The organism is Burkholderia sp. APQ4-4ca (assembly GCF_057837105.1).
This window is the reverse complement of the sequence record NZ_JBYQCG010000076.1, coordinates 117,179-129,255: the sequence shown is the minus strand read 5'-3', so window position 1 is coordinate 129,255 and position 12,077 is coordinate 117,179. Positions and strand designations below refer to the sequence as shown.

Genomic DNA, 12,077 nt, shown 5'->3' with positions numbered 1-12,077 from the left:
GTTGGCTAACCGATGTGGGGCACGACCATGACGATGCGTCCTTTCCCGCGCGCCGCAAGCGGCGACGCGTCCGGCCCGGCGGCCGACGACAGCCCGCCGGACGAATGGACGAATTCGGCGATCGAGGTGGCGACCGACGGCTCGGTCAGCCAGCGTATCGAGTTTTGGCGCGAGACGATTCTGCGTTTGTTCGCGGACGTGCAGATCGCGGCCGTGCAGAAGGCCGATTTCTTCGGCCAGGTGCGGCAGCGCAAATGCGAAAAGATGCGGATCTCGGAAATCTACGCCAGCGAGCAGGCCGTGATTCGGCGCTATCGCCAGGCGCGAAGCGAGTATGAGGACAAGTATTTCGGCGTATTGATGCTCGAGGGCAGCCAATCGGTCGAGCAGGACGGCAAGATCGTCACGCTGCACCCCGGGGATTTCGCGGTCTACGACGCGACCCGGCCTCACCACCTGCAGTTCGGCCAGTCGTGGCGCGAGATCGTCGTCAGCATTCCCCGCGCGACCCTGAACCAGCTCGTCGTCGGCATGGAGCACCGCACGGCCTGCCCGACGCACACCGGGCAGGGCGTAGGCAGCGTCATGCGTGCGTTTCTCGAGCAGATGTCGGCGCAGATCCGCAGCGTGACCGAGGACGAGATGCGGCAGTTGTCGGATACCGCGATCTCGCTGATCGCGATGACGCTCGGGGGCATGCAGCGCAACGATCTCGCGCAATCGAGGATGAAGGCGTTGACGCTGACGCGGGTGAAGCGGCATCTGCTCGAACACCTGCACGATCCGGAGCTGAGCCCGATGATGATCGAGCGGTCGATCGGGATTTCGTCGCGGTACATCAACAAGCTGTTCGAGGCGGAAAACACGTCGCTGATGCGCTACGTATTGAACCTGCGGCTCGAACGGTGCGCGCAGGATCTCGCGAATGCGCAATGCGCGGTGCTGCGGGTGTCCGACATCGCGTTGCGCTGGGGATTCAACGACATGTCGCATTTCAGTCGCGTGTTTCGCGAGCGGTTTGCGATGTCGCCGCGGGCGTGGCGCGAGCAGGGCGGCAAGCCGCGCGCGTAACGCGTCGTTCCGGGCCGCGTTCGCGGCCGGCCAGCGCCGATCGGAAGCGGCTGGACGTCGACAGGCGCGACGCCGTCAGTGCATTGCGCGCGGCACGGGCGCCGCGCGAGCGCCGCGCGGATCGGCCGGATTGGCCGCATCGCTGGAATCGGCGGCGTCGGCCGGACGCAGCGGCCCGCCCGACCACGGCTGCGTCGACACCGAGAAGCCGAACGTGTTGACACCCCCGGAGCAGGCGACGAACACGCCGCCGCCGTGCATCTCGGCCACGGCCTTGACGATCGACAGCCCGAGCCCGTGGTTTTCCTTGCTGTTCGCGCGCGCTTCCTCGAGCCGGTAGAAGCGCTCGAACACGTGCGAGCGCTGCACCGGATCGATCGGCTCGCCGGGATTCGACACGGCCATCTCGACGAGCGTGTCGCGGCGAGTGATCGTCACGTTCAGCGTCGCGCCCGGCGCCGAATGCTGGATCGCGTTGATCAGCAGGTTCGTCATCGCGCGGCGGAACAGCGACGGATCGACGGCCGCGCGCGCGTCGCCGTGCAGCTCGGCGCGCAACCGCGCCTCGTCGAGCGGGATTTCGAGAAAGTCGAGCATGCGCCGCACCTCGTCGGCGAGCGACACGTCCTTCAGGTCGGTCGCGCGTTCGCCGCGGTCGCTGCGCGACAGGAACAGCATGTCGTTGATGATCACGCGCAGCCGCTCGAATTCCTCGAGGTTCGACTGCAGCGTCTGGCGCATCCGGTCGACAGAGCGGTCGCGGCTCGTCAACGCGACCTGGGTTTGCCCGATCAGGATGCTGATCGGCGTGCGCAACTCGTGCGCGACGTCCGCGTTGAACGCTTCGAGCCGTGCGTAGGTTTGCTGGATGCGTTCGAGCGCGCCGTTGAACGACGTCGCGAGATCGCGCAGCTCGGTCGGCAGCGCGTCGGTGTGCAGCCGCTGGCGGCGGTTCGTCGCGCTCACGCTCGCCGCGTCCTGCGACAGCCGGTCGAGCGGCGCGAGCCCGAAGCGCGCGACCGCGCGGCTCAACAGCAGCGTGATGACGGTGGCCGTCGCGATCAGCGCGGCCAGCGTCCAGACGAAACGACGCAGCATCCGCTGCGTGCGCTCGCACGACGACGCGACGATCAGCTTCACGTCCGGGCGCTCGCCGCTGCCGGCGATCGCGACGGTCTTCGTCATCACGTTGTAGCTGCTGTTGTTGAGCGCGTACTGCTGGAACGCGCCGAACGGCTTGCCGTCGGGCACCCCGTCGACGGGACGGCCGAAGCGGAAATCGGCGTCGGGGCTGTCGACCTGATAGCGCGTCGACCCGTCGGGCGGTTCGAGGTCGGCGAGCTTTTCCTGCATCAGGCGGCCGCGCGCGGCCGTGGTCGCATGCGACACGATCATCTGCGCGACCTTCGCGCGCGTGTCGATCGTCGCGCGCAGCTCGGCGAGCAACTGGCGCTCCATCATCACGAACAGCCCGCAGCCGACCAGCGTGAAAACGAGCAGCGACACGATGCCGAACATCGCCGACAGGCGCAGGGTGATCGAGCGTTTCATGCGTGCTTCTCCGCGTCGCCGTCCTCGCGCGCCTCGAGCACGTAGCCCATCCCGCGGATCGTGTGCAGCAGCTTGTCCGCGAACGGGCCGTCGAGTTTCGCGCGCAGGCGCTTGATCGCCGTCTCGACGACGTTCGCGTTGCTGTCGAAGTTCACGTCCCACACGAGTTCCGCGATGGTCGTCTTCGACAGCACCTCGCCGCTGCGCCGCGCGAGCACGCCGAGCAGCTGGAATTCCTGCGCGGTCAGGTCGAGCCGCGCGCCGTCGCGGGTCGCGCGGCGGCCGATCAGGTCGACGCGCAGGTCGCCGATCGAGATCAGCGTCGATTCCTGCACGCGGGCGCGGCGCGTCAGCGCGCGCAGCCGTTCGATCAGCTCGAGGAACGAGAAGGGCTTGGTCAGGTAGTCGTCGGCACCGCCGCGCAGGCCCCGCACGCGGTCGTCGACCCGATCGCGCGCGGTCAGCATGATCACGGGCGTCTGCTTCTGCGCGCGCAACGCACGCAGCACGCCGAAGCCGTCGAGCTTCGGCAGCATCACGTCGAGCACGACCACGTCGTAGTCGAATTCGACGGCTTTCCACGCACCGTCCTCGCCGTCGAGCGCGGTGTCGACGACCCAGCCTTCCTCGGTCAGGCCGCTCTTCAGGTATTCGACGACTTTCGGTTCGTCTTCGACGATCAGCACTTTCATGTTCGTATTCCGCGTAACCGGGTTAAGGGCCGACGCCCGCGCCGTGCTGCGGGGCCGCCGACGCGACGTCGGACGGCGCGGGGCCGTTCGACGCATCGCCGTCCCAGCCGCCGCCGAGCGCCTTCGCGAGAAACACGACGAGCGCCGCGCGCTGGCCCTGGATCTGCACGGCCTGGCGCTCGCTCGTCAGCAACTGCTGTTGGGCCGTCAGCACGTCAATGAACGGCGTCAGGCCGCCCGCGTAGCGGTCCTGCGCGAGCGACACGAGCTTGCGCGCGTCGTCGACGGCCGCCGATGCCTGCTCGGCCGCCTGCGCGAGCACCGACAGGCCGGTCACCGCATTTTGCACCTCCTGGAACGCGGTGAGCACGGTCTGCCGGTAGCTGGCCTGCGCGGCGACGTAGCCGGCCTGCGCGAAATCGACGCCGGCCTTCAGCTTGCCGCCCTCGAACAGCGGCTGGCCGAGCGAGCCACCGACCGACCACAGCAGCGCCGGCACGGTGAACAGGCCCGCGAAGCGGGTCGCGTCCCAGCCGATGTCCGGCGACAGCGCGATGCGCGGGAAATACGCGGCGCGCGCGACGCCGATCTGCGCGTTCGCGGCGGCCATCGCGCGCTCGGCCGACGCGACGTCGGGGCGCCGCTGCAGCAGATCGCTCGGCATGCCGGTCGGCAGCGCGGGCGCGTTGATCGGCACCACGCGCGGCGGCAGCGAGAACGCGGGGGCCGGCGTGCCGACCAGCGTCGCGATCGCGGTTTCGACCTGCGCGCGCTGCTGGATCAGCAATTGCGCCTGCGTGCGCGTCGCATCGAGCTGCGCGCGCTGCTGCAACAGGTCGAGACCGGACACCGCGCCGAGGTCGTGGCGCGCGCTCACGTAATCGAGCGCCTTCTGCTGCAGTTCGATCGAGCGCTTGACGACGTCGATCTCGGTGTCGAGTTCGCGCAGCGCGAAGTAGTTCGATGCCAGATCGGCGCTCAGCACGAGGCGCGCATTCGCGAAATCGTCGCGCGCCTGCTCGGAGCTGGCCTGCGCGGCTTCGACGTTGCGCCGCACGCGGCCGAACAGGTCGAGTTCGTAGCTGACCGCCGCGCCGACCTGGATCTCGTTCTGCACGGTGGACGTGCTTTTCGTCGCGTAGTTGGTCTGCGGCCGGTCGGCGGAGATCTTGAAGCGCTGGCCGCTCGCGTTCAGCCCGACGGCCGGATACTGCGCGGATGCGACCGACGCGAGCGTCGCCTTCGCCTGGTCGTAGCGCGCGGCCACCGCTTTCAGGTTCTGGTTGTTGCGCAGCGCATCGGCTTCCAGCGCGTCGAGCTGGGCGTCGCCGAATGCGGTCCACCAGGCCGGATCGAGCGGCGCGCGGGCCGGCGCGGCCGGGTGCCAGTATGCGTCGGCCGGGTCGAGCCGCCACTCGGCCGGCGTGTCGACGGCCGGGCGCCGGTAATCCGGGCCGACCGTGCAGCCGGCGAGCACCGCAGCCGCGACGATCGCGACGGCGCCGATCGCGGCCGGGTGCATGCGGGTGCGTATCGCACTCACGACTTCGCTCCCGCGGCGGCCGAGGCCGGCTGCGCCGCCGGCGCCTGCACGACGACCGCGTCGCCGGTCGCGAGCGCGTCGCTCGGGTTCGCGACGAGGCGATCGTTCGGCGTGATCGGCCCGTCGACTTCGAGCGTCTGCCCGATCGTGCGCACGACCGTGACCTGCTTCAGCCGGACCTTGCCGTTCGCATCGACGGTCGCGACCGTCGGGCCTTCGGCGCGGAACAGCAGCGTATTGGCCGGCACCTGCAGGCGGCCGACCGGCGTCATCGGCAGCGTCGCCTGTACGTACGCGCCGGGCAGCAGCCGCCCGTCCGGGTTCGGCAGCGTGATCTCGATCTGCAGCGAGCGCGTGGCGACGTCGATCGCCTGCGACGTGCGCGTGATCGTGCCGTCGAAGGTCCGCCCCGTCAGTTCGGCCTGCGCGACGCTCACGTGCTGGCCAACCTTCACCTGCTGCGCATACGCCTGCGGCACCTGCACGTACAGGCGCAGCCGGTCGGCCTGCACGACCGTGAACAGCGAGCGGCCCGCGTTGCCGGAATTGACGAGATCGCCGACGTCGACGTTGCGCTGCGTGACGATCCCGTCGATCGGCGCGACGATCCGCTGGAAGCCCTTCAATTCGGTGAGACGGCGCACGTTCGCGTCGGCCGCCGCGAGATTCGCGGTGCCCTGGTTGAACGCGCCTTGCCGGTCGTCGAGTTCCTGTTGCGACACGGCATCGCGCTGGCGCAACTGCTGCGCGCGGTCGAACGACGTCTTCGCGAGCGCGAGCGACGCTTGCGCCTGCTGACGCTGCGCGGTGGCCTGCGCGAGTTCCTGGTTCAACTCCGGCGTGTCGAGTTCGGCGAGCGTTTGCCCCTGCTTCACGTGCGCGCCGATGTCGGCCTGCCAGCGCAGCACGTAGCCGCTGGCGCGCGCATAGATCGGCGCCTCGACGAAGCCGCGCAGCGTGCCGGGCAGCGTCAGCTTGCCGCCGGTGGCCGCGTCGACCGGATGCACGACGCTCACGTACTGGCGCGTGTTCTGCTCGGCGACCGCGTCGAGGTGACGCTGGTTCAGTACGTTGACGACGATGGTGCGCGCGGCGCCGGCGGCCAGCAGCACGCCGATCACGATCACGACGATCCGTGCGCGCCGCGACACCGACGCGCGCGCCGGCAGGTGCATGCCGTGTTCGTCCACCTGGATGCCGACGGCGCTGTGATGTTTCTCTTCCATGAATTCAACCAATTCAACCGGGTAGTAGGTGAAAAGCAGGGCGAAAGTCAGTGACCGGCCTGGCGCGCGCGCCGCCGGGCCAGCCGTGAATGCACGCCGCCGAACACGAGCGGCACGAACAGCAACGTCGAAACGGTCGCGAACAGCAGCCCGCCGATCACCGCGCGGCCCAGCGGCGCGTTCTGCTCGGCGCCTTCGCCGAGACCGAGCGCCATCGGCACCATCCCGATGATCATCGCGAGCGCCGTCATCAGCACCGGGCGGATGCGTGTCGCGCCGGCTTCGAGCGCGGCCGTGAGCGGCGGCGCGCCGGCCGCGAGGCGTTGCCGCGCGAACGAGACGACGAGAATGCTGTTCGCGGTCGCGACGCCGACCGTCATGATCGCGCCCGTCAGCGCGGGCACGCTCAGGTGCGTGCCGGTGACGAACAGCATCCACGCGATGCCGGCGAGCGCGGCCGGCATCGCGCTGATGATGATCAGCGGGTCGAGCCACGACTGGAAATTGACGACGATCAGCAGGTAGACGAGCACGATCGCCATCGCGACGCCCGCGCCGAGACCGACGTACGACGTGCGCATCGTCTCGATCTGGCCGCGCATCGCGAGGCCGGTGCCGCGCGGTAGCGACGCGCGCGCGTCGGACACGATGCGGTCGATCTCGCCCGCGACCGCGCCGAGATCGCGGCCTTCGACGCTCACGTACACGTCGATCGCCGGGCGGATGTTGTAGTGCGTGATCACGGCGGGGTTCGCGGTACTGCGCACCTGCACCAGGTTGCCGAGTAACTGCGGCGGCGTGCCGGTGCGGCCGCTGGCGGAGATCGGCGTGCCGAGCAGGTCGTCGACCGACGCGATGTCGTATTGCGGGGTCTGGATCTGCAGCGGGTACTGCACGCCGGTGCGCGGGTTGATCCAGAACGAGGGCGTGGTCTGCGAACTCCCCGACAGCGAGATCAGCATGTTCTGCGCGACGTTCTGCGCGGAGAGATTGAGCTGCTGCATGCGCGTACGGTCCATGTCGGCCAGCAGGGTCGGCTCGTCGTTGCGTTGCAGCACGTGCACGTCGACGGCGCCGGGGATTTGCCTGATCTTCTTCATCAGGCTGCTCGCAATGGTCATGTTACTCGCGAGATCGTTGCCGAGCACCTGCACGTCGATCGCGGCCGGCTGCCCGAAGTTGAGGATCTGCGTGATGATGTCCGACGGCTGGAAGAAGAACTCGACGCCCGGGAAGCGCTGCGGCAGCAGCGTGCGCAGCGTCTGCACGTAGTGCGCGGTCGCGCGGTGGCCGGGCTTCAGCGCGATCAGCAGCTCGCCGTCGAGCGTGCCGATCGTGCCGGCGTTGCTGTACGACAGGTTGATGCCGCTCACCGGCAGCCCGAGGTTGTCGACGATCGCGCCGAGTTCGTCGGGCGGCACGGTTTCGCGGATCACGCCCTCGACCTGATCGGCGAGCCGCGCGGTTTCCTCGATCCGGTAGCCGGTCGGCGCACGCATGTGCAGCCGGAGGTTGCCGGAATCGGCGTTCGGGAAGAAGTCGCGGCCGAGCACGAACACGAGGCCGGTCGACAGCACGCAGAAACCGAGGAAGCACAACGCGTAGAAGCGGCGGCGCACGAGCAGGATGCTGAGCAGCACGATGTACCACGCGCGCAGCCGTTCGAACGCGTGGTTGAACGCGTGATGGATGCGCGCGAAGCGCGACGTCGAATGATCGGGGCCGGTGCTTGCCTGCTGCGGGCGGAACAGCAGCATCGCGAGCGTCGGCACCAGCGTGCGCGACAGCACGTACGACGCGAGCATCGCGAACACCACGGCTTCCGCGAGCGGCACGAACAGGAAGCGCGCGACGCCGGTCAGGAAGAACATCGGCACGAACACGATGCAGATGCACAGCGTCGACACGAGCGCGGGCACCGCGATCTCGCCCGCGCCTTCGAGAATCGCGTCGTGCAGGTTCGTCCCGAGATGGAGGTGCCGCTCGATGTTCTCGATCGTGACCGTTGCGTCGTCGACGAGAATGCCGACCGCCAGCGCGAGCCCGCCGAGCGTCATGATGTTGATGGTTTCGCCGAGCGCGGACAGCGCGATCAGCGACGTGAAGATCGACAGCGGGATCGAGATTGCGATGATCAGCGTGCTGCGCCAGTTGCCGAGGAACAGCAGGATCATCATCGCGGTCAGCACGGCGGCGATCAGCGCCTCGTGGATCACGCCCTGGACGGCCGCGTTGACGAACACCGACTGGTCGAACAGCGGCGTGATCGTGAGCCCCTCGGGCAGCGTCGGGATCACCTTCGGCAGCAGCGCCTTCAGGTCCGACACGACCTTGAGCGTCGACGCGTCGCCGCTTTTGAGGATCGAGATCAGCACGCCGCGCTGGCCGTTCTGGCGCACGACGTTCGTCTGCGGCGCGAAGCCGTCGCGCACCGACGCCACCTCGCGCAGGTAGGTCGTCGCGCCGTTGACGGTCTGGATCGGCAGGTTGCTGATGTCGGTGATCGTATCGGCCGACGCGTTCGTGTCGACCCGGTATTCGGTCTGGCCCATCTTCGCGGTGCCGGTCGGCAGCACGAGGTTCTGCGCGTTGACCGCGTTGACGATGTCGGCCGGCGTGAGGCCCTTCGCTTGCAGCGCCTGCGGATCGAGATCGATCGCGACCACGCGCGTGCGGCCGCCGTACGGAAACGGAATCTGCACGCCGGGCACCGTGATCAGTTGCGGGCGCAGGAAGTTGAGCGCGATGTCGGCGAGCGACTGCTCGCTGAGCGTCTTGCTCGACAGCCCGAGCTGGATCACCGGAATGCTCGACGCGGAATAGGTGATCACGAGCGGCGGCGTCGCGCCCTGCGGCATCTGCCGCACGATCGCCTGCGCGGACGACACCGTCTGCGCGATCGCCGTCTGCACGTTCGCGCCCGGTTGCAGAAACACCTTCACGACCGCGATGCCGGGCAGCGACGTCGATTCGACGTGCTGGATGTTGTTGACGGTCGTCGTCAGGATCCGTTCATGGACGGACGTGATGCGGTTCGTCATCTCCGTCGCGGAGAAGCCGCTGTAATTCCAGATCACGCTGATCACGGGGATGTTGATCGCGGGCAGCACGTCGACCGGTGTGCGCATCAGCGCAAGCGGGGTGGCCAGCACGATCATGATGGCCATGACGATGAACGTGTAGGGGCGCCTGAGCGCGAGATTGACGATCCACATGAAGGCGGCGGGGCAGGCGGTGATCAGGCGTCGGTGAAGGGAACCCGAATGATAGGCGTCGGCCCGCGACGGGTTACTGTCGCGAAACTGGCGGAATTGTCAGGTTGGGGCGCGCCGGTCGCCGGCCGATTCCGCAGATGGAATGCGTGGTCGCGACGGCGACGGTCTCGCGCCTCGGGCGGCGCTCACAGCTGCTCCATGCCGAAGCGCGCGAGCGCGTCGAGATCGACGACCTCGATCTGGTTGTACGCGAGCCGCAGCACGCCGAGCTTCTCGAGGTGCTGCAGCGCCTGGTTGATCCGCTGGCGCGACACGCCGACGAGCATCCCCAGTTCCTCCTGCGAGATCGACAGCGACGGGCCGGTATCCGGATACAGCGCCGGGTTGAAGAGCTGCGCGAGCGCCTGCGCGACGCGCGCGTCGACGTCGAGCAGCCGGCTGTTCTGGATCGACGCGATGAATTCGCCCATCCGGTTGTTCAGCTGATGAATCACGAAGCGCGTGAACGGCAGGCTCGTGTCGAGCAGCGCGTGGAACGTGTCGACCGGCACGAACAGCACGGTCGAGCGCTGGATCGCGACGACCTCGTACTTGCGCAGCTCGCGCTTGATCACGCTGCCTTCGCCGAACCAGCCGCCCGACGGCACGCCGGAAAACGTGCAGCCGCGTCCCGACACGTTGAAGATCGCGAGCTTCAGCAGCCCCCGATGGACGCCGATCCAGTATGCGGACGGCGCGAGCCGGTGCGCGATCACGTCGCCGGCTTCGCACTGCTCGACGTGCGACTGGGCGAGCACGAGCGCCTGGTGTTCGGGCGCCAGCGTGCGGAACCACGCGCACTGGCCGAACAGCGTCGCGAGCGGCGGCAGCGGGGCCGGTTCGGGGAGCGTGTCGGCCGGCCGGGCGGTCGCGTCGGAGTGGTCGTGCATGGGTGCGGGTTTGCGAGGATAGGGATAACGCGCAGCGTTCGAGCGGCACTCTGTCGTTTCGATGACAGACGGCTCACAATAACGCCCGTTAGGCTGTCGGCAATTGAACCACATCAAAACGATCCGGGGTGCACGCATCCCGGTCGACAGAACACGGGAGACAGGATCATGACGCAGATGTTCGAGGCCGGGCTCGGCCGCCGCGATGCCAATTACGTGCCGCTCACGCCGATCGATTTCCTGATCCGCGCGGCCGAAGTCTACGGCGAGCGCCTCGCGATCGTGCACGGCGACGTGCGGCGCACGTGGGGCGAGACCTGCACGCGCGCGAAGCAACTGGCGAGCGCGCTCGCGCAGGCCGGCGTGGAGCGCGGCGACACGGTCGCGGCGCTGCTGCCGAACATCCCGGCGATGGTCGAGGCGCACTTCGGCGTGCCGATGGCCGGCGCCGTGCTGAACACGATCAACACGCGGCTCGACGTGTCGTCGGTGCTGTTCATGCTGCGTCACGGCGAGGCGAAGGTGCTGATCGTCGACACCGAATACGCGGAGCTCGCGCATCGCGCGGCGCTCGAGGTGCCCGGCCTGAAGATCGTCAGCGTGGCCGACGCGATGCCGGCCGACCCCGACCGCTTCGCGGGCGCGACCGACTACGAGGCGTTCGTGGCCGGCGGCGACCCCGACTACGCCTGGACGCCGCCCGCCGACGAATGGGACGCGATCGCGCTGAACTACACGTCGGGCACGACCGGCGACCCGAAGGGCGTCGTCTACCACCATCGCGGCGCGTATCTCGCGGCGATCAGCAACATCCTCGAATGGGACATGCCGAAGCACGCGGTGTATCTGTGGACGCTGCCGATGTTCCATTGCAACGGCTGGTGTTTTCCGTGGGCCGTCGCGGCGCGCGGCGGCGTGAACGTGTGCCTGCGCAAGTTCGACGCGAAGACCGTGTTCGACCTGATCCGCCGCGAGCGCGTCACGCATTACTGCGGCGCGCCGATCGTGCAGAGCGCGATCGCGAACGCGCCGGCCGAATTGCGCACGGGGATCGACCATACGGTGCACGCGATGGTCGCGGGCGCGGCGCCCGCGCCGGCCGTGATCGCGAAGATGAAGGAGATCGGCTTCGACCTGCTGCACGTGTACGGGCTGACCGAGGTCTACGGCCCGGCGACCGTCTGCGCGAAGCAGGCGCACTGGGACGAAGTGTCCGACGAGGAACGCGCGCGGCTGAATGCGCGCCAGGGCGTGCGCTACCACCTCGAAGCAGGCGCGACGGTGCTCGATCCCGACACGATGACGCCGGTGCCGGCCGACGGCGAGACGCTCGGCGAGATCATGTTCCGCGGCAACATCTGCATGAAGGGCTACCTGAAGAACCCGAAGGCGACCGACGAGGCGTTCCACGGCGGCTGGTTCCATACGGGCGATCTCGCGGTGCTGATGCCGGACGGCTATATCCGGATCAAGGATCGCAAGAAGGACATCATCATCTCCGGCGGCGAGAACATCTCGAGCATCGAGGTCGAGGACGCGCTGTACCGGCATCCGGCCGTCGAGGTGGCCGCGGTCGTCGCGATGCCCGACCCGAAATGGGGCGAGGTGCCGTGCGCGTTCGTCGAACTGCGTAACGGCATGAGTGCGACCGAGGCGGAGATCGTCGCGCACTGCCGGCAATTGCTCGCGGGCTTCAAGGTGCCGAAGGTCGTGCGCTTCGGCGAGCTGCCGAAGACGTCGACCGGCAAGATCCAGAAGTTCCAGTTGCGCAATGCGGTCGGCTCGAACACGGCGATCGACCTGGCGGGCGACAAGAAGTAGGCGAGCCGCCCGGCCCGGCTCGATCGCCG

Annotated in this window: 8 protein-coding genes; 2 read left to right on the top strand and 6 right to left on the bottom strand. The window is 68.4% G+C overall.

Going from position 1 to position 12,077, the window contains the following annotated elements; translation table 11 throughout:
- The first annotated feature begins 27 nt into the window (after window positions 1–27).
- On the top strand, window positions 28–1,071 hold the full coding sequence (locus tag AC3IFE_RS08885) for an AraC-like ligand-binding domain-containing protein (protein ID WP_489190270.1): 1,044 nt from the start codon (window positions 28–30) through the stop codon (window positions 1,069–1,071).
- Window positions 1,072–1,146: 75 nt separating this feature from the next.
- Here the strand turns inward: AC3IFE_RS08885 and AC3IFE_RS08880 are convergent, their stop codons facing one another.
- The 6 genes from AC3IFE_RS08880 to AC3IFE_RS08855 all read right to left on the bottom strand — a co-directional run bounded on the left by AC3IFE_RS08880 (window position 1,147) and on the right by AC3IFE_RS08855 (window position 10,227).
- Window positions 1,147–2,622 carry a heavy metal sensor histidine kinase gene (locus tag AC3IFE_RS08880; RefSeq protein ID WP_489190269.1) on the bottom strand — a complete coding sequence of 492 codons (1,476 nt, stop codon included), beginning with the start codon at window positions 2,620–2,622 and terminating at the stop codon, window positions 1,147–1,149.
- Entirely contained in the window at window positions 2,619–3,314 is a 696-nt protein-coding gene (locus AC3IFE_RS08875; protein WP_059505120.1) for a heavy metal response regulator transcription factor, read from the bottom strand. The genes AC3IFE_RS08880 and AC3IFE_RS08875 overlap by 4 nt, the downstream gene beginning before the upstream one ends.
- A 22-nt stretch (window positions 3,315–3,336) precedes the next feature.
- Window positions 3,337–4,836 carry an efflux transporter outer membrane subunit gene (locus AC3IFE_RS08870; RefSeq protein ID WP_489190359.1) on the bottom strand — a complete coding sequence of 500 codons (1,500 nt, stop codon included), beginning with the start codon at window positions 4,834–4,836 and terminating at the stop codon, window positions 3,337–3,339.
- A 17-nt stretch (window positions 4,837–4,853) separates the two neighbouring features.
- Entirely contained in the window at window positions 4,854–6,083 is a 1,230-nt protein-coding gene (locus AC3IFE_RS08865) for an efflux RND transporter periplasmic adaptor subunit (RefSeq protein ID WP_489190268.1), read from the bottom strand.
- Window positions 6,084–6,130: 47 nt separating this feature from the next.
- Window positions 6,131–9,298, bottom strand: a complete 3,168-nt coding sequence (locus AC3IFE_RS08860) for an efflux RND transporter permease subunit (protein ID WP_489190267.1) — start codon at window positions 9,296–9,298, stop codon at window positions 6,131–6,133.
- Window positions 9,299–9,483: 185 nt separating this feature from the next.
- Entirely contained in the window at window positions 9,484–10,227 is a 744-nt protein-coding gene (locus tag AC3IFE_RS08855; protein WP_489190266.1) for a Crp/Fnr family transcriptional regulator, read from the bottom strand.
- A gap of 168 nt (window positions 10,228–10,395) precedes the next feature.
- On the opposite strand from AC3IFE_RS08855, the gene AC3IFE_RS08850 reads away from it, so the two are divergent.
- On the top strand, window positions 10,396–12,048 hold the full coding sequence (locus AC3IFE_RS08850) for an acyl-CoA synthetase (protein WP_489190265.1): 1,653 nt from the start codon (window positions 10,396–10,398) through the stop codon (window positions 12,046–12,048).
- The last annotated feature ends 29 nt before the right edge of the window (window positions 12,049–12,077 follow it).

Bases quoted from the DNA above. Each gene is read 5' to 3' on its own strand.
- AC3IFE_RS08880 (WP_489190269.1), bottom strand. From the start codon at position 2,622: ATGAAACGCTCGATCACCCTGCGCCTGTCGGCGATGTTCGGCATCGTG.
- AC3IFE_RS08870 (WP_489190359.1), bottom strand. From the start codon at position 4,836: ATGCACCCGGCCGCGATCGGCGCCGTCGCGATCGTCGCGGCTGCGGTG.
- AC3IFE_RS08885 (WP_489190270.1), top strand. From the start codon at position 28: ATGACGATGCGTCCTTTCCCGCGCGCCGCAAGCGGCGACGCGTCCGGC.
- AC3IFE_RS08865 (WP_489190268.1), bottom strand. From the start codon at position 6,083: ATGGAAGAGAAACATCACAGCGCCGTCGGCATCCAGGTGGACGAACAC.
- AC3IFE_RS08860 (WP_489190267.1), bottom strand. From the start codon at position 9,298: ATGTGGATCGTCAATCTCGCGCTCAGGCGCCCCTACACGTTCATCGTC.
- AC3IFE_RS08850 (WP_489190265.1), top strand. From the start codon at position 10,396: ATGACGCAGATGTTCGAGGCCGGGCTCGGCCGCCGCGATGCCAATTAC.
- AC3IFE_RS08875 (WP_059505120.1), bottom strand. From the start codon at position 3,314: ATGAAAGTGCTGATCGTCGAAGACGAACCGAAAGTCGTCGAATACCTG.
- AC3IFE_RS08855 (WP_489190266.1), bottom strand. From the start codon at position 10,227: ATGCACGACCACTCCGACGCGACCGCCCGGCCGGCCGACACGCTCCCC.